The sequence below is a fragment of the Pseudodesulfovibrio sp. 5S69 genome (genome assembly GCF_037094465.1).
In the GTDB taxonomy this organism is placed as follows: Bacteria; Desulfobacterota; Desulfovibrionia; order Desulfovibrionales; family Desulfovibrionaceae; genus Pseudodesulfovibrio; species Pseudodesulfovibrio methanolicus.
The window spans coordinates 3,203,992-3,220,235 of the sequence record NZ_CP146609.1; the positions used below are offsets into that span (position 1 = coordinate 3,203,992).

Annotated in this window: 15 protein-coding genes; 8 read left to right on the forward strand and 7 right to left on the reverse strand. The window is 65.5% G+C overall.

Annotation, left to right across the window (positions count from 1 at the left end; translation table 11 throughout):
- The first annotated feature begins 27 nt into the window (after window positions 1–27).
- The 4 genes from V8V93_RS15305 to aguB are packed head-to-tail and all read left to right on the forward strand — an operon-like array spanning window position 28 to window position 4,849.
- Complete coding sequence (locus V8V93_RS15305) at window positions 28–1,383, forward strand: putrescine aminotransferase (RefSeq protein WP_338667466.1); 1,356 nt, start codon at window positions 28–30, stop codon at window positions 1,381–1,383.
- An 11-nt stretch (window positions 1,384–1,394) separates the two neighbouring features.
- A complete protein-coding gene (locus V8V93_RS15310) occupies window positions 1,395–2,837 on the forward strand; it encodes an aminobutyraldehyde dehydrogenase (protein ID WP_338667467.1) in 1,443 nt (480 codons plus the stop codon).
- Between the two features lie 50 nt (window positions 2,838–2,887).
- Entirely contained in the window at window positions 2,888–3,958 is a 1,071-nt protein-coding gene (locus V8V93_RS15315) for an agmatine deiminase family protein (RefSeq protein WP_338667468.1), read from the forward strand.
- Between the two features lie 9 nt (window positions 3,959–3,967).
- Entirely contained in the window at window positions 3,968–4,849 is an 882-nt protein-coding gene (gene aguB / locus V8V93_RS15320) for an N-carbamoylputrescine amidase (protein WP_338667470.1), read from the forward strand.
- Between the two features lie 185 nt (window positions 4,850–5,034).
- Here aguB and V8V93_RS15325 read toward each other — a convergent pair whose 3' ends face one another.
- From V8V93_RS15325 to V8V93_RS15335, 3 genes are all read right to left on the reverse strand, one after another.
- Window positions 5,035–6,396 carry a radical SAM/SPASM family putative metalloenzyme maturase gene (locus V8V93_RS15325; RefSeq protein ID WP_338667471.1) on the reverse strand — a complete coding sequence of 454 codons (1,362 nt, stop codon included), beginning with the start codon at window positions 6,394–6,396 and terminating at the stop codon, window positions 5,035–5,037.
- A gap of 94 nt (window positions 6,397–6,490) precedes the next feature.
- The gene (locus V8V93_RS15330) at window positions 6,491–6,838 is read right to left on the reverse strand and encodes a thioredoxin family protein (protein WP_338667472.1); all 348 of its coding nucleotides are present in this window, start codon (window positions 6,836–6,838) and stop codon (window positions 6,491–6,493) included.
- A gap of 159 nt (window positions 6,839–6,997) precedes the next feature.
- Window positions 6,998–9,865, reverse strand: a complete 2,868-nt coding sequence (locus V8V93_RS15335; RefSeq protein WP_338667473.1) for a sigma 54-interacting transcriptional regulator — start codon at window positions 9,863–9,865, stop codon at window positions 6,998–7,000.
- A 149-nt stretch (window positions 9,866–10,014) separates the two neighbouring features.
- Here V8V93_RS15335 and V8V93_RS15340 point away from each other — a divergent pair, with 149 nt between their 5' ends.
- The 4 genes from V8V93_RS15340 to V8V93_RS15355 all read left to right on the forward strand — a co-directional run bounded on the left by V8V93_RS15340 (window position 10,015) and on the right by V8V93_RS15355 (window position 12,436).
- Window positions 10,015–10,257: a hypothetical protein gene (locus V8V93_RS15340; protein ID WP_338667474.1), complete on the forward strand. Its 243-nt coding sequence runs from the start codon at window positions 10,015–10,017 to the stop codon at window positions 10,255–10,257.
- 186 nt (window positions 10,258–10,443) lie between these two features.
- On the forward strand, window positions 10,444–10,833 hold the full coding sequence (locus V8V93_RS15345) for a response regulator (RefSeq protein ID WP_338667475.1): 390 nt from the start codon (window positions 10,444–10,446) through the stop codon (window positions 10,831–10,833).
- 130 nt (window positions 10,834–10,963) lie between these two features.
- The gene (locus V8V93_RS15350; RefSeq protein WP_338667476.1) at window positions 10,964–11,509 is read left to right on the forward strand and encodes a peptidylprolyl isomerase; all 546 of its coding nucleotides are present in this window, start codon (window positions 10,964–10,966) and stop codon (window positions 11,507–11,509) included.
- A 105-nt stretch (window positions 11,510–11,614) separates the two neighbouring features.
- The gene (locus V8V93_RS15355; RefSeq protein ID WP_338667477.1) at window positions 11,615–12,436 is read left to right on the forward strand and encodes an ATP-binding protein; all 822 of its coding nucleotides are present in this window, start codon (window positions 11,615–11,617) and stop codon (window positions 12,434–12,436) included.
- Window positions 12,437–12,482: 46 nt separating this feature from the next.
- On the opposite strand, the gene V8V93_RS15360 is transcribed toward V8V93_RS15355, so the two are convergent.
- From V8V93_RS15360 to V8V93_RS15375, 4 genes are all read right to left on the reverse strand, one after another.
- Window positions 12,483–14,342, reverse strand: coding sequence for an AMP-binding protein (locus V8V93_RS15360; RefSeq protein ID WP_338667478.1), 1,860 nt, complete (start codon window positions 14,340–14,342; stop codon window positions 12,483–12,485).
- Between the two features lie 117 nt (window positions 14,343–14,459).
- Window positions 14,460–15,149, reverse strand: a complete 690-nt coding sequence (locus V8V93_RS15365; RefSeq protein WP_338667480.1) for an aspartate/glutamate racemase family protein — start codon at window positions 15,147–15,149, stop codon at window positions 14,460–14,462.
- Window positions 15,150–15,158: 9 nt separating this feature from the next.
- Entirely contained in the window at window positions 15,159–15,485 is a 327-nt protein-coding gene (locus V8V93_RS15370; RefSeq protein ID WP_338667481.1) for an AzlD domain-containing protein, read from the reverse strand.
- Window positions 15,470–16,180, reverse strand: coding sequence for an AzlC family ABC transporter permease (locus V8V93_RS15375; RefSeq protein ID WP_338667483.1), 711 nt, complete (start codon window positions 16,178–16,180; stop codon window positions 15,470–15,472). The genes V8V93_RS15370 and V8V93_RS15375 overlap by 16 nt, the downstream gene beginning before the upstream one ends.
- Window positions 16,181–16,244: the final 64 nt, after the last annotated feature.

A 16,244-nucleotide genomic window follows, 5' to 3' on the forward strand; every position in this document is an offset into this window, starting at 1 on the left:
CATCACCAGTAAAAACGGAGTGGAATCATGACCCGCAACATCGACGAAGCGTTTAAGGAAGCAATCGAATTCATTGATATTATTACGAAGCCTGTGGGCACGGTTTCCCTTGAGGAACGGCGCAAGATCGCCACCGAGACCGTGGAGAACTTCCGCGACTACATCAACAAGGGCTTTCTGGAGTACCGCAAGTCCGTGACCGAGGCGGGCGAATTCGCCGTGACCGAGTGGATGGGCCAGGGGTCCATCCTCAAGGACGCCCTGGACCGCGAGTTCATCGACATCCTCGGCGGGTTCGGCCTGTACAGCTACGGCATCCGCCACCCCAAGATCGTGGAGGCGGTCAAGGCCCAACTCGACCGCTCGCCCCAGTACTCCCAGGAGATGCTCGACCCCCTGCGCGCCAAGCTCGCCCGGGTCATCGCCAAGCTGACCCCCGGCGACATCCAGTACGGCTTCTTCGCCAACTCCGGCACCGAAGCCGTGGAAGGGGCCATGAAGCTGGCCAAGTTCTACACCGGAAAGAAGGGCTTCATCTCCATGCTCAAGGGCTTCCACGGCAAGACCCTCGGCTCCCTGTCCCTGATGGGCAAGAACGACTACCGCGCCCCGCTCCTGCCCCTGCTTGAAGGCATGCGCCACGTGCCCTTCGGTGACGTGGCGGCCGTCGAGCGCGAATTGAAGTACGCGGCCGCCGTGGGCGACGACATCGCCGCCGTGGTGGCCGAGCCCATCCAGGGCGAGGCCGGCGCCATCGTGCCGCCGGACGATTTCTGGCCCGGCCTGCGCGAGGTCTGCGACAAGTACGGCGTGCTGCTCATCGCGGACGAAGTCCAGACCGGCTTCGGCCGCACGGGCGAGATCTTCGGCGTGGACCACTGGGACGTGGCCCCGGACATCATGTGCTTCGGCAAGGCGCTCGGCGGCGGCGTGGTGCCCATGTCCGGCTTCTTCTCCACCCCCAAGATATGGGAGGTCATGGAGCCCAACCCGTTCATGCACACCACCACCACGGGCGGCAACCCCATCGCCTGCGCCTCGGCCCTGGCCGCCATCACGGTCATGCACGAGGAAAACCTGCCCGCCCAGGCCGCCGAAAAGGGCGAATACGTGAAGAAACGGTTGCAGGAGCTGTCCGAGCGGCACCCCGGCATCCTGGACAAGGTCACCGGCAAGGGGTTGCTCATCGGCATGCACTTTGTGGACGACGAGATCGGCTACCACGTGGCGTCGGGCCTGTTCGCGCGCGGCGTGATCACGGCCGGAACCCTGACCAACGCCCGGTGCATCCGCTTCGAGCCCGCCTTGAACATCCCCATGGAACTGCTTGACGAGGCCCTGAACAAAATGGAAGACGTCTTTAAATCGCTGCCCAGCAGCTAAGGAGGATTCCCATGAGCTCGACAGACATGAAGCTTTGGATCAACGGCCAATGGACCGACGCCGCCGATGGCGGCGTAATGGAAGTGGAGAATCCCGCAACCGGCGAAACGGTCGCCACCGTGGCCAAGGCCGGGGAAAAGGACGTGCTCAAGGCCGTGGCCGCGGCCAAGACCGCCTTTGACGACGGCCGCTGGTCCGGGCTGACTCCGGCCGAGCGCTCAAGGTGCCTGTGGAAGCTGGCCGACCTGCTGGAGAGCCGCATGGAGGAATTCGCCCGGGTCGAGTCCGAGGACACCGGCAAGCCCTACGAATTCCTCAGCCTGGGTGCGGACCTGCCGTTCTGCATCGACAACCTGCGCTTCTTCGCCGCCGCCGCGCGCGACACCGGCGGCCACCACGCGGGCGAGTTCGCTCCGGGCTACACCTCCATCTACCGCCGCGACCCGGTGGGCCCGGTGGGCCAGATCGCCCCGTGGAACTACCCCCTGCTCATGGGCGTGTGGAAGCTCGGCCCGTCCCTGGCCGCAGGCTGCACCGCCGTGCTCAAGCCCGCCAGCCTGACCCCGCGCACCTCGCTCATGCTCGGCGAGATGACCGCCGAGGCGGGCATCCCGGACGGCGTGGTCAACGTTGTCGCGGGAAGCGTCGGGCACATCCTGACCAGCCACCCGGACATCCGCATGGTCTCCCTGACCGGCGCAACCGAGACCGGCAAATCGGTCATGAAGAGCTGCGCCGACACGGTCAAGCGCGTGCACCTGGAGCTGGGCGGCAAAGCCCCGTGCCTGGTCTTCAGCGACGCGGACATCGACCTGGTGGCCGAGAAACTGTCCCTGGCCGCCTTCTGCAATTCCGGCCAGGACTGCACCGCCGCGACCCGCATCATCTGCCACAAGTCCATCGAAAAGCAGGTCTGCAACGTCATGGCCGAGGCCATGAAGAAGGTCGTGGTCGGCGATCCCTTCGATTCCGCGACCATGATGGGCTCGATGATCTCCGGCCGCCACCTGGACATGGTCTCCGGCTTCGTGGAGCGCGCCCGCGCCGACGGGGCCACCGTGCTCTGCGGCGGGCAGAAGATCGATAGACCCGGCCACTTCTACGAGCCCACGGTCATCACCGACGTGCGCCAGGACTCCGAGATCGTCCAGCAGGAGGTTTTCGGCCCGGTCATCACCATCCAGACCTTCGACGACGAACCCCAGGCCATCAAGATGGGCAACGACGTGGTCTTCGGCCTGGCGTCGTCCGTGTTCACCCGCGACGTGGCCCGGACCATGCGCGTGTCCAAGGCGCTGGAATTCGGCACCGTGTGGGTCAACGACCACCTGCCCCTGGCCTCCGAGACCCCGCACGGCGGGTTCAAGCAGTCCGGTTTCGGCAAGGACCTGTCCGCCGAGGCCGTGGGCGACTACCTGGTGACCAAGCACGTGATGATCAACACCGGCGCCTAGCACCGGCGACCGAACCTTCAACCGCCTGCCCGAGGCAGGCAGAGAACGACATGGCGAACACCCCCGTTACCCCCGTCCGCGTCCCGGTCCGTGCACCGGCCTGCGACGGGCTGTACATGCCCGGCGAATGGGCCGAGCACGAGGCCACCTGGATGATCTGGCCCTGCAAGCCGTCGGCCTGGCCTTTCGGCCTGGAAAAACCCCGGCTCGCCTATGCCGAGGTGGCCAAGGCCATCAGCCGGTTCGAGCCGGTCTACATGATGTGCCGCCCCGAGCTCATGGACCAAGCCAAAGCCCTGTGCGGCGACGCCGTGACCCTGGTGCCCATGGACACCCGCGACTCCTGGGCACGCGACTCGGCCCCGACCTTCGTCGTCGACGGCAAGGGCGGCGTGGCCGGCGTGGACTGGGTCTTCAACGACTGGGGCCACATCGCCCGCTACGAGGGCAAATACGACGAGCCCATGGCCCAGGCCGTGCTCGAACACCTGTCCATGCGCCGCTACGCCGCGCCCTGCATCATCGAGGGCGGCGGCATCCACGCGGACGGCGAGGGTACCCTGCTGACCACCGAACAGGTCCAGTTCGACCCCCGGCGCAACGCGGGCTTCTCGAAAAAGGACTTCGAGGACCTCTTCGCCGCCTACCTGGGCACGGAAAAGGTCGTCTGGCTCGGCAACGGGCTGGAGGACGACGAGACCAACGGGCACGTGGACATCCTGGCCTGCTTCGCCCGCCCCGGCGTGGTCATGGTCCACGACTGCACCGACCCGGACGACGCCAACCACAAGGTCTCGCAGGACGCCATCCAGCGCCTTGAGTCCACCACGGACGCGCGTGGTCGGTCCTTCGAGATCATCCGCATGCCCCAACCTGCGCCGCGCTACAACGGCGACTGGCGCATGGACCTGAGCTACATCAACTTCTACATCGCCAACCGGGGCATCGTCATGTCCTCCTTCGACGACCCCATGGACGCGACGGCGTACAAGCTGATGTGCGAGGCCTTCCCCGACCGCGAGGTGATCCAGCTCCCGTGCCTGGACATCTTCGCCGGGGGCGGCGGCATCCACTGCATTACCCAGCAGCAGCCCAAGGGCGCTCCGCTGCCGGTATTTTAGGAGCAAGACATGACCAAGACCACCCTGGCCGTCACCCAGATGGCCTGCTCGGACGATCTTGCCGCCAACGTGGACCGGGCCGAATCCCTGGTCCGCGAGGCGGCCGGGCTCGGCGCGCAGATCATCCTCTTGCAGGAACTCTTCGAGGGGCCGTACTTCTGCAAAAAGCAGAAGTTCGAGTACTTCTCCCTGGCCCACGAGGCGCGCCTCGACGACCCGCTCCTGGCCCGGTTCTCGGCCCTGGCCAAAGAGCTCGGCGTGGTCCTGCCCGTGTCCTTCTTCGAGCGCGCGGGCAAGGCGTACTATAATTCCATGGCCATGATGGACGCGGACGGAACGATGCTCGGCCTGTACCGCAAGACCCACATCCCGCAGGGGCCGGGCTACGAGGAGAAGTACTACTTCAACCCCGGCGACACCGGCTTCAAGGTCTGGGAAACGGCCTTCGGCAGGGTCGGCGTGGGCATCTGCTGGGACCAGTGGTACCCCGAGTGCGCCCGGTCCATGGCCCTCATGGACGCGGACGTGCTGATGTACCCCACGGCCATCGGCTCTGAACCGACCATGCCCGACTGCGACTCCATGCCGCACTGGCGGCGCACCCAGCAGGGCCACGCTGCGGCCAACATCCTGCCGGTCTGCGCGTCCAACCGCATCGGCACCGAGACCGACGACGACGTGACCATGACCTTCTACGGCTCGTCGTTCATCACCGACCCCATGGGCGAGCTCATGGCCGACGCCGACCGGACCATCCAGGGCGTGTTCACGGCCGAGGTGGACTTCGACGAGATCCGCAACTTCCGCACCGGCTGGGGGTTCTACCGCGACCGGCGGCCCAGGCACTACCACACCCTCCTGACCCTCGACGGCCACACCCCCGCCGACTAGGGGAGGAAATCCCGCGAATAAAAAGGGCGCCCGGTTTGACCGGGCGCCCTTTTTGTTGAAAATCAGATTTTGAAAGCCGCTTCGCGGCGATAGTCGGATGATTTCGCCTCCGGCGGGCAGGGGCTCGCACCCCTGCACCCCATACGTTGGGTTGAATCGTCCCCGTTATTGCCTGCTCCGCTTTCTCACAGCAGGCATTGCAACCCGCCCATGCACCACAGGCAGTGGCCGCAGGGGATGGTCGCGCCCAGGCAATCGCAGTCGAAAGGAAGCGGCGCGCCCTTGATGTCGTCGCACGGCACGAACGGGCAATTCGAGCAATAGGGATACTCGTATTCCAGCACCTGCCGGCGGAAGTCCGCGTAGTCCGCGCCCTGCCAGATGTCCACCAGGTCGCGTTCGCGGATGTTGCCGAACAGCCACGGGCGGACCACCTTACGGCCGCCGTCCAGGTGGCAGGCGTATTGGTGCCACAGGAACTGGCACGGGCTGACGTCGCCCAGCGAGGTGACGAAGGCCGTGCCGTCCTCCAGGAAATGGCAGCGCCGTTCATCCAGGGCCTGAAGCGGCGGCAGGCGCACCTCCATCCCGGCGCGCCCCGCAGCGTCCCCGGCCTGCCGAAACAGATGCGCCAACTCCTGCTCCGCCCCGGCACGGTTGCGCCGGTCCCATTCGAGCAGGTGGGGCAGGTGAACCCACACGCCCGACGCCTCGGCCTCACGGAGCAGCCCCTTGACCAACTCGTGCAGCCGCTTCTCCCGGTCCGTCTTGACGAACTTCCAGGCCACGCCGTGCTGCTCGTGCAGGTCGAGGCCCTCCCCCTGCGCCCTGGCCTGCCACTTCTCGAACAGGGCCGTGGCCGTCGGCGTGTTGGGGTTGAACAGGGACTGGTCCTGCATGGACTGGTCGTAGGGCAGCACGTGAGAGACGATGACGAAATCCAGACCGAGTTCCCCGGCCCAGCGCACCACCAGAGGCAGTTGGTCGGCGGTGTCGCGCATGAGCACGAGTTCCACCCCCAGGCGCAGCGTACGGTTGTACCGCTCCCCGGCCTGGCGCAGCAGGCGGAAGGCGCGCTCCAGGCGGGCCGCGCCGGTCCCGCCGTGCAGCTCGCCGTCGCCGTGGGGTTGCCCGTGGCCGCCCATCTCCAGGGTGTCCACAGAGATGCAGAAGGTGTCCACGCCCGCCTCGACCAGCCGGTCGGCCCGTTCCTCTGTGACCAGCAGCCCGTTGGTCTGGAAGCCGATCCAACCGGACTCGGGCATGGTTTCGCGGGCAAAGGCGGCCATGCCGGGCAGGTCGGGATTGAGCAGCGGCTCGCCGATGCCGTTCAGGACCAGCGCCTCACAACGGGCCAAGGCGGGCGAGAGCCGCTTGAAGGCCTCAAGATCGAGATCGGTTTCGGGAATGCGGCTGTCCGGGGCGGACTTGACGCACATGGCGCAACGCATGTTGCAACGGGTGGTCACCTCCACCTGGAGCCTGGACGGGAACAACGGCTCCGGCCTTGGGGCGGCGGGAGTCGGGGTTGGTTGAAGACGATTCATGGTCGGCGGTTCCATCGGGTTGGGTCGGGGGAAACGCCTGTATACGGCAAACCGATCCCGCCGTCGATATCCCTTTGCGGGAAGGAAAGATGTCCTACGACCGGACAGTGTCCGACAACCCCTCCACCGAGGCGTCGATGAATTCGTCCAGGGTGGCCCCGTCCGACTCGCCGATGAGCCGGTTGACCTCGTGGCCGCGGTGGAACAGCAAGAAGGTGGGCGTGCCCTTGACCGCGAAACGGTCGGTGGCCGTGTCCAGGTAATCCGCGTTGTACAGGAAGCACCTGACGGCCCCGCCGTGAGCCCGACAGGCCGCTTCCAGCACCTTCACCTGGCCGGAGTATTTCTCGTTTCTCTTCAGGAAGGCGACCAGGAGAGGTCCCTCACCGCTCTGCAATTCTATATCAACGGCTTGTGGCTCAATGGTCTTGATCGTGCGCATGCTTTCGCTCCTCGCCGGGTCGCGGACACAAAGGTCCGCAGTCCGGGCTTGCCTTGGAACATAGCAGGGAGCGGGCCGCGTTGCATTACATCAACTCGTTAGTATGGTTATAAATCCGCATGGGCGACGGGCACTTGAAGCCGGACCCGGAAAGCGGTCTCAACCGTCCAGGCCCCAGGCCTTGAGCTTACGGTACAGGGTGGCCCGGTGGATGCCCAACCGGCGGGCGGCCTGAACCTTGTTGCCTCCGCACTCGCCGAGCACGGCCAGGATGTCCTCCCTGCCGGGCCTGTGCAACGAGAACGACGCCGGGACGCCCTGCTCGACAGCCGGGGCCGGTTGTTCCGGGACGCCGCTGCGGATCTGGTCCACCAGGTCCTTGCGGATGTGCCGGAGCTCGATGGTCTTGCCCGGGGACAGAATGCAGGCGTGTTCCAGGGCGTGCTTGAGTTCGCGCACGTTGCCCGGCCAGGAATAGGTCAGGAGCAGGTCCATGACCTCCTCGGACACCCCGTCGAAATGCTTGCCGAAGTTCTCCGCGAACATGGACAGGAAGTGGTCCGTCAGCATGGGGATGTCCGGCTGCCGGTCCCTGAGCGGCGGCAGGGTCACGGGCATGACGTTGAGCCGGTAGTACAGATCCTCCCGGAAGGCCCCCCTGCGCACGGCATCGCGCAGGTCCGCGTTGGTGGCCGCAATGATGCGCACATCCGCGGTGCAGGTCTTGGACTCACCCACCCGCTCGTATTCCCGACTCTCCAGAAAGCGCAGGAGCTTGAGCTGGAGCATGGGCGAGATGTCGCCGATCTCGTCCAGGAACAAGGTGCCGCCCTGGGCCGCCTGGATGCGCCCGACCTTGTCCCGAACCGCGCCGGTGAAGGCCCCGCGCACATGCCCGAACAGCTCGCTTTCGAGCAGGCTCTCGGACAGGGCCGAGCAGTTGACTTTGATCAGCGGCTTACCCGCGCGCACCCCGCCGTAGTGCAGGGCCTCGGCGACCAGCTCCTTGCCCGTGCCCGACTCGCCCAGGATGAGCACGATGGAATCCAGGGACGAGAGTTGTTCCAGGAGCTGGTAGATGTCCTGCATGGGACCGCTGCGCCCGACGATCCCCCGGAAGCCGTGCCGCTGCTGCAACTGTTTTTCCAGGTCCGCGATGTGGGAAATGTCGCGCACGACGAGCACCGCGCCCGCGTGTTGCCGGTCCTTGTCCACCAGGGGCGAACAGTTGATCTCGACCATGCGCTCGCCCATGGCCGGGGTCTTCAGCTCGATCTCGTAGCCGCGCACCGGCTTGTCCGTCTTCAGGACCTGGCGCAGCACCTGGACGCACGGGTTGCCGTCGTCCCCGACCACGTCCTCGAGCCGACGCCCCCTGGAGCGCTCCTCCGCGAACCCGAACAGACTCTTGGCCGCGCTGTTGGTGGCGATGACCGACAGTCCGGAGTCCACGGTCAGGATGGCATCCGGGATGGAGGCGAAGGTGGCCTCCAGATTCAGCCGGTACTGCTCCTTCTCCTGGGTGGCCTGGGCCAGGGCGCTCTCGGCGGCCTTGTGTTCGGTCTCGTCGCGACCCACGGCCTGAATCTCCACCACCGACTTCCGGTCGTTGAGCACAGCCCGGTGGGTCCACGATATCCAGCGCTCCTCCCCGTCCGAGCGGACCTGCCGGACCTCCATGTCGAATACGGGCCGGGCCGGGTCGAAGCGGTCCAGCCATTCGGTCAGGACCCGCCGGTCCATGGAGCCCATGGAGGAAAAGAAATCTCTGCCCAGGACGTCCTCCTCGTCCTGGCCCACGAACCGCTCGAAGGCGTTGTTCACGAACGTCAGCTTGCCGTCCGGCCCGTAGCGGCAAATCAGCTCGGTCTGGTCCTCGACCACGGCCCGGTACAGCCGCGCGCCCTCGCGCAGGGCCTCCTCCACGATCCTGCGCCGGGAGATGTCCTGGGCGTAGAGGATGCACACGTCCCGCCCGGCGTTGGTGAAATAGCTCATGACCAGCTCCACGGGGAGCGAAGAGCCGTTCTTGCGCTTGAGGTAATCGTAGGAGACCCGCTTGCCGCCCTGGGCCATGGCCGCCATGAACTGCTCCGGGTGGGCGACCAGGTCCTGGACGGCCAGACCGCGTATCTCGGCCTGATCGTAACCCAGGGCGCGGCAGGCTGCGTCGTTGCATTCCATGACCGTGCCCCGCTCCCGGTCCACCAGGACGATGGCGTCCGTGGCCCCGGCAAAGACGCTGCGATACTGCTTCTCGCTTTCGGCCAGCCCGACTTCGCCGCGCCGCCTGGTGGTGATGTCCCTGATCGAGACCACGAACCCGGACAGGGTGTACCCCTGCAACACGGGCCGAACGCGGGTCTCCAGGACCATGCCGCTACGGTGCTCCTCGATCCGGGCCGTCTCGCGGGTGGTCCGCGCCTTGGCGATGGCTCCCTCGTGCAGGTTGGACACGGCGTCCGAAAACAGCGAAGGATAGGACTGCCCCGTGCACTGGCCCACGTCCCGGCCGAGCAGGCTCTCCACCGGCCCGCTGCACTCGATGACCGAGGCCTCCTCGTCCAGCAGGAAAATGACGCCCTCATCGGCGTTGAGCATGGATTGCAGGAAGGCCTTGGCCGCGGACAGCCGGGCCTCCTGGAGCGTGGCCGTGGACCGCAGCTCGTTCTCGGCCAGGCCGAGGCGGACGAGCATTTCGAGTTGGGAGCGGACCACGGGTTTTTGCAGATAGGCCATGGCCCCGCAGTCGCGGGCCAGCCGTCCGGGGTCGTCGATGGCGGCGGCGATGAGCAGGATGACCGGGGTGACCAGGCCGAGCCGGGCCGCCTCGTGGACCAGGGAGCCGCCGTCGTCCTCGTCGCCGTGGGCGGCCAGGACCAAAGCCGGGCTCCGGCGGGCCATGAGCGCGGCCGCGGAGGCCGGGCTGGAGGCGGTCTCCACCCCGTAGCCCCTGGCTTCGAGGATGTCCTTGATCAGCGCGCGTATGGAGGCGTCGCCGTCGGCGACGAGAATGGTCGAGCTCACCGGCATATCTCCTGGAATGACTCATACATCACTTGCCCGTCGAAAACCAGCCCCGTGCCGCCGCGTTCCGTTTTTGGCTGTTCATTTCCCTTTTCTCGGTGTATAGCCCAGGTCATGGTGGAGTCTTTTCCATAACCTAGGAGGATAGTATGTCATCTTTTACCGAAGCAGATCTGCCCGTCGATGTCCATCATGGAGAAATGATTACCCTTGCGGACGGAACCACGGTCAGGTTCGAATCCAACGGGGAGGCCAAGGATATCATGATCAATGATGGCTTTGCGGCCGCCTGCACCCTGTTCCCCGGCAACGATTTCATCGTCGAAACCGGCAACGGCAACTACAAGGTCACCTGTGATTTCGGTGACGTCATGCACGTCGAAAAGGCCTGATTTCATGGCCGCGCCCGCCTCGGCGAGCGCGGCCCCCGTTCCTTTTCCATCCCCCTTTCCCTTCCCGCCCGGTTTCGTGCTGGGCCACTTCTAACGCCGATGACACGGCGGCCATTGTCTGCTATCCGTTAATTCTCAACGTCCACCAAAGCCGCATATCGCGCCAAAAGGAGGGGAAGGTCAGCCATGGCCAAGATACTGATCGCCGAAGATGACCGCATATCCCAGAAACTCGCCGCCAAGATCGTCAAGGAACTGGGCCATATCGTCTTTGTCAGCCCGCACGGGAAGCACGCCTATGAGACCCTCATGGCCAACAACGACTTCGATCTGCTGCTGACAGACATCATGATGCCCGAAATGGACGGTCAGCAGCTGATCAAGACCCTGCGCGGCGACCAGCAGTTCAACGACCTGCCGATCATCATCATGTCCGCCGTGGTCGGCATCAGCGACATCTCCAACCTGCTCAAGCTCGGCGCCACGCTGTTTCTGGCCAAGCCGCTGGAACGGGAGGAGCTCCAGAACTACATCACCCGCTGTCTCGACACGGACGGCAAGTGCCTGCACAACTGATCCGGGCCGGGCTCCGCGCGAAAGCCGCCGCCATCGGCTTCCATTCCGGGACAAAAATCGCTACACCCGTGAGGGACGCGCCCCTTTTCGGGCCGCGCCGCATCGCCCAAACACAACCCACGGGAGCGAAATGAAAATCCTGCTGCAATCCTTCTTCGCCTGCGCCCTTCTGATGCTGCTGGCCTGCCCGGCGGCCCACGCCCAGGACCCGGAAAACACCCTGTACATGGACCTGGCCGACGGCCGTGTGGTCATCGAGATGCGCCCCGACCTGGCCCCCAAGCACGTGGCCCGGATCAAGGAACTCGTGCGCATGAAATTCTACGACGGCAACGTCTTCCACCGGGTCATCGACGGCTTCATGGCCCAGACCGGCGATCCCACGGGCACCGGCCGGGGCGGCTCCGGCCAGACCCTGCCAGCCGAGTTCAGCAACGTTCCGTTCAAGCGCGGCACCGTGGGCATGGCCCGTGCCTCGGACGCGGACAGCGCGGACAGCCAGTTCTTCATCTGCTTCGCTCCGGTCCCGTCTCTCGACGGCCAATACACCGTCTGGGGCCAGGTCACATCCGGCATGGAGTTCGTGGACAAGATCAAGAAGGGGACTGGCCAGAACGGCAGGGTCAGCAACCCGGACAAGATCATCCGCCTGCGCGTCGCCGCCGACGTACAATAACGAGCCCTCCGGGAAAGGAGCGGCCTTCGGACGAAGTCCGTTCCTTTCCCTCTCCCCCCTTCCCCGCCCGATCGGCCGACCGCGCGAACCGGATACCCGGCCCGCGTGCACCCCGACATCCCCCCGACCCTGCTCGACGACGTCTCCCGCCTGCAACAGGTGCTCAGCAACATCGTGGGCAACGCCGTCAAGTTCACCGACCGCGGCGCCATCGAGGTGGACGCCCGCCCCATGCCGCAGACAAGGCCGCACGAGTGCCGCGTGCTGTTCTCGGTCGCGGACACCGGGATCGGCATCGGCGACAAGGCCCTGGAAAGGCTGTTCGCCCCGTTTACCCAGATCGATTCCAGCCTTTCCCGCCAGTATCAGGGAGCCGGGCTGGGGTTGGCCATCACCAAGCGCCTGACCACGCTCATGAACGGGGTCATCGCCGTCGAAAGCAACGAGGGACTGGGATCGACGTTCTACGTCAGCATCCCGTTCGGCCTGGAGGACGCGGATCAGGCCTGTACGCCCGAGCCCGCATACAGCGCCGGGGATGGCGCTGCCTCTCCGCTCCGGGTGCTGGTCGTGGAAGACGATCCCGTTAACCTCATCACCGCCAACAAGATCGTCAAACGTCTGGGACATGAGGCGGTGTCCGCCATAGACGGGCAAAAGGCCCTGGAGGCCCTGCGCAAAACGTCTTTCGACCTCGTCCTGATGGACGTGCAGATGCCGGTGATGGACGGAGTGGAGACCACGAAACGCATTCGCAGCGGTGAGGCGGGCGAGGGGAACAGGCGCGTGCCGATCATCGCGATGACCGCGTATGCCATGCTGGGGGACAGGGAGAAATTTCTGGCCGCGGGCATGGACGACTACCTGGCCAAACTCGTGGACATCGAGAGCTTCCGGACCGCGCTTGCCAAGACGGCCGGGACGTAGGTCCCGCTCCCGCACTTCCCGGCGCGCCCCCGGCACCGCCCCCACGCTACTGGTCGGTATACAGGAATCGCTTGATCTTCTGGGTGGGCGTTTTCTCGAAGGGCTCGATCTGTTCGACCACGCGGTTGAGCCGCGCGAAGGAGGAGACCTTGGAATTGACGTCCTTGTGGATGTCGTCGAGGATCTTGCGCACCCTGTCCCGGACCTCGGACTCGATCAGCTTCTTGACATCGAACTGCTCGTCCAGGGCCTCGTAGTTGAGGTGGATGCGGGCCACCAGCCTGCCGCCGGACTCAAGGACCAGGGACTCCTGGACGTAGTCGTTGGCGTTGATGATGGACTCCACTTCTTCGGGGTAGATGTTCTCGCCGCTGGGCCCGATGATGACGTTCTTGAGCCGCCCCTTGAGATAGAGGTAGCCGTCCTCGAACTTGCCCAGGTCGCCGGTCCGCAGCCAGCCGTCTTCGGTGAAGGTCGCCTCGGTGTCGTTGGGGGCCTTGTAGTACTCGCGCATGATGTTCGGCCCCTTGGCCAGGACCTCGCCCTCGCCCGTCTCCGGGTCGGGCTCGTCGATCTTGAGCTCCACGCCGGGGATGGCCGGGCCTATGGCCTTGAAGCGCTGTTCTTCCGGGCTGACACCGGCCAGCAGCGGGGCGGATTCGGTCATGCCGTACCCCTTGGCGTAGGGCACCTTGGCGTCGATCAGGAACAACTCCACCTCCGGGGCCAAGGGAGCGCCGCCGATGCACAGGCAGCGCAGGTCGCCGCCGAAGGCCTCGATGAGCTTCTTGCCCGCCACCTGTGAGAGCTTGCGCCGGGTCACACCGATCTTCATCAGCCCGCGTGTCACGCCCGAGCCGGTCAGCTTTTTCTTGATCCGGCTCTTGTATATCTTCTCAATGATCAGCGGAACCACGTTCATGATCGTGGGTTTGACCTTCTGCATGGCGGGCAGCAGCGTCTTGGGGGTCGGCGGCTTTTGCAGGTAGAAGACCGAACTGCCGGAATAGAGCGGGATGACCAGCCCCACGGTGCATTCGTAGGTGTGGGCCATGGGCAGCACGGACAGAAAGCGGTCGGTCTCGAGGACCGGAATGGTGTTGATCCCGGAAATACAGTTCTGGACCAGGTTGCGGTGGGTCAGGACCACGCCCTTGGAGTGGCCGGTGGTGCCCGAGGTGTACAGGATGGCGGCCACGTGGTCCCCGGTCAGCTCAAAGGGCTTGCCGGTCTTCCAGTCGATGAAGCGGCGGGCCGAGGCGCTGAACCACTCCACGGTCTCCTTGTAGGAGTCGGAGAATTTCCCCATCGTCTCCCGCGCGCTGTCGCTGAACTTGTTCATGCGCTCCCGGGCGGTCTCGGACAGCTTCTCCCTGGCCACCTCGCCCAGGTGCTCAACCCGCTCGCGAGCCGCCTCGGCGAACTGCTCGATACGCTCGCCCGCGTTTTCCAGGGCCTCGCGATAGGTCGTCCGCGTGCCCTCCTCGTCCTCCATGGAGAAGTCGTCCATGACCATGATGGTCTCGAGGTTGGGGAAATTCTCGCTTTCGACCTTGTCCATGTAGCGGCGGGAGGCGACGACCATCTTGGCCTCGGAGTGGCGCAGGATGTGCTGCACCGCGCTGGGGTGGAACTCCTGGAGGATGGGCACCACAATGGCCCCCATGGTGGTCGCGGCAAAGTAGGCGATGGCCCAGTTGGGCATGTTCTCGCCGATGAGGGCGATCTTGTCCTCGGGCTTGATGCCGAGGCCGCGCAGCACGGTCTGCAGTTCTTCCACGCGCTCGCCGAACCGGCCATAGGTCATGGGCTCGCCGTCCACGAACGACAGCGCGGTCCGCTCGGCGTACCGCTCCACGGAACGGCTCAGCAAATCCTTCAAGGTCATGTCGACAGTCTCGCTCACACACCCTCCCCGATGAACATGAGACAAAAGCGGGCCACCGCGGCGCGCCAACATGGCATATCACGTTACGGGAGAGCGTCAAGCGCGGGATTGGGACAATGGGCGGACCGGGCGGGATCAGCCCAGGGCTGCCTCCACCACCTTTTCGGCGTGGATGCGACAGGTGTCCAGGGTGGGTACTTCGGTATCGCCCGGCCGGACCAGCAGGCCGATCTCGGTACAGCCGAGGACGACCGCCTCGGCCCCGCGCGCGGCAAGCCCCTCGATGATGCGCACGAACTCGGCGCGGGAGCCGTCCAGGAACAACCCCCTGCACATCTCGTCGAAGATGACCCGGTCCACCAGGCTGCGGTCCCCGGCGTCGGGCACCAGGACCTCGAAGCCATGCTCCTTGAGACGGCCCACGTAGAAGTCATCCTCCATGGTCAGGGCGGTCCCGAGCAGGGCCACCCTGGAGAAGCCGCCCGCGCGGGCGGCCTCGGCCGTGGCGTCGGCGATGTGGACAAGTGGCACGGAGACCGCCGCCTCAACCTCGGGGGCCACCTTGTGCATGGTGTTAGTGCCGATGACCATGAGTTCGGCCCCGGCGTCCTCCAAGGTACGGGCCGCGTCGGCCAGATGCCCACCCACGGCCGCCCAGTCGCCTGCGAGCATCTGCTCGCGCAGGGGGGCGAAGTCCACGGAGTTCATGAGGATGCGGGCCGAATGCAGGCCGCCCAAGCGCGCCTTCACGGCCTCGTTCATGAACCGGTAGTATTCCAGGGAGGATTCCCAACTCATGCCGCCGAGGAGTCCGATGGTCTTCATGATCCGCTCCTATCCGATGAAGTAGCGGCCCGCCGCCACCAGGGCCATGCCCAGTGCCACGGTGCCGAAAAATGACTTGGTCCGCCAGGCCAGGATGAAGGCCGGGACGGCCGCCCACAGGAAGTAGTTGTCCGGGGAGACGTCCACGCCGCCGTCCTTGAGCAGCAGGGCCGGAAAGAGCATGGACGAGAGCACCGCGGCCGGGACGTAGGACAGCCAGCGGACCACCGGCTCGGGCAGGGTCCGGGAGGCCAGCGCCACCAGCGGGACCATGCGCGGGATATAGGTCACGGCGAGCATGCCCACGATTGTCAAAAAGACTATTTTCTGGTCCATGATTCTACTCCCGCGCCAAAGGTTGCGCCGATGACCGTGGCCAGGATGACCGACCACTGAGCCGCCCCGGCTTCATTCAGGACAAGGGCGAGCAGACCGCTGAACCCGGCCACCAGTATGTGCAGGCCGTTCTTCATCTGCATGACCAGCAGGGCGATGAACATGGCGGGCAGGGCGTAGTCTATGCCCAGCGGCTCCACGCTCGGGATGGACGCCCCGGCGAAATAACCGGCGAACGAGGCCAGCACCCAGGATATCTGGGCCAGCCCGTTGATGCCGAAGCAGGTGGTCTTGTTCAGGTCGCCGCGAGCGAAGCGTACCGAGTGCACGGCGAACGACTCGTCGGTGACCTCGTAGGCGAACAGGGCCAGTTCCCACTTGTTCCAACTCTTGAGGTTCGGAGCCAGCGACGCGCTCATGAGCAGGTGCCGCAGATTGACCACGAAGGTGGTGGCGATGATCGACACCGGGTTCAGGCCTGCCGCGAACATGGCCACGGCGATGAGCTGGGCGGACCCGGCGTAGACCAGGACCGACATGAGCACGGTGTTGAGCAGGGACAGCCCGGCCTGCTGGGCCAGGACCCCGTAGGCCGCGCCCACGGGCAGGTAGCCCATGACGATGGGCGCCACCTGCCGGGCGGCGGACATCATAGGCGAGCCGGTCTGTTCCCCGGCAAGGGCTTCGGTGGTCATGAAGAGCTTCTCTCCGATCGTTTTTCGGGCCATGGCCCGGTTAATCTGCGGTATCCGCGTCTTG

Bases quoted from the DNA above. Each gene is read 5' to 3' on its own strand.
- V8V93_RS15305 (WP_338667466.1), top strand. From the start codon at position 28: ATGACCCGCAACATCGACGAAGCGTTTAAGGAAGCAATCGAATTCATT.
- V8V93_RS15310 (WP_338667467.1), top strand. From the start codon at position 1,395: ATGAGCTCGACAGACATGAAGCTTTGGATCAACGGCCAATGGACCGAC.
- V8V93_RS15315 (WP_338667468.1), top strand. From the start codon at position 2,888: ATGGCGAACACCCCCGTTACCCCCGTCCGCGTCCCGGTCCGTGCACCG.
- aguB (WP_338667470.1), top strand. From the start codon at position 3,968: ATGACCAAGACCACCCTGGCCGTCACCCAGATGGCCTGCTCGGACGAT.
- V8V93_RS15325 (WP_338667471.1), bottom strand. From the start codon at position 6,396: ATGAATCGTCTTCAACCAACCCCGACTCCCGCCGCCCCAAGGCCGGAG.
- V8V93_RS15330 (WP_338667472.1), bottom strand. From the start codon at position 6,838: ATGCGCACGATCAAGACCATTGAGCCACAAGCCGTTGATATAGAATTG.
- V8V93_RS15340 (WP_338667474.1), top strand. From the start codon at position 10,015: ATGTCATCTTTTACCGAAGCAGATCTGCCCGTCGATGTCCATCATGGA.
- V8V93_RS15345 (WP_338667475.1), top strand. From the start codon at position 10,444: ATGGCCAAGATACTGATCGCCGAAGATGACCGCATATCCCAGAAACTC.
- V8V93_RS15350 (WP_338667476.1), top strand. From the start codon at position 10,964: ATGAAAATCCTGCTGCAATCCTTCTTCGCCTGCGCCCTTCTGATGCTG.
- V8V93_RS15365 (WP_338667480.1), bottom strand. From the start codon at position 15,149: ATGAAGACCATCGGACTCCTCGGCGGCATGAGTTGGGAATCCTCCCTG.
- V8V93_RS15370 (WP_338667481.1), bottom strand. From the start codon at position 15,485: ATGGACCAGAAAATAGTCTTTTTGACAATCGTGGGCATGCTCGCCGTG.
- V8V93_RS15375 (WP_338667483.1), bottom strand. From the start codon at position 16,180: ATGACCACCGAAGCCCTTGCCGGGGAACAGACCGGCTCGCCTATGATG.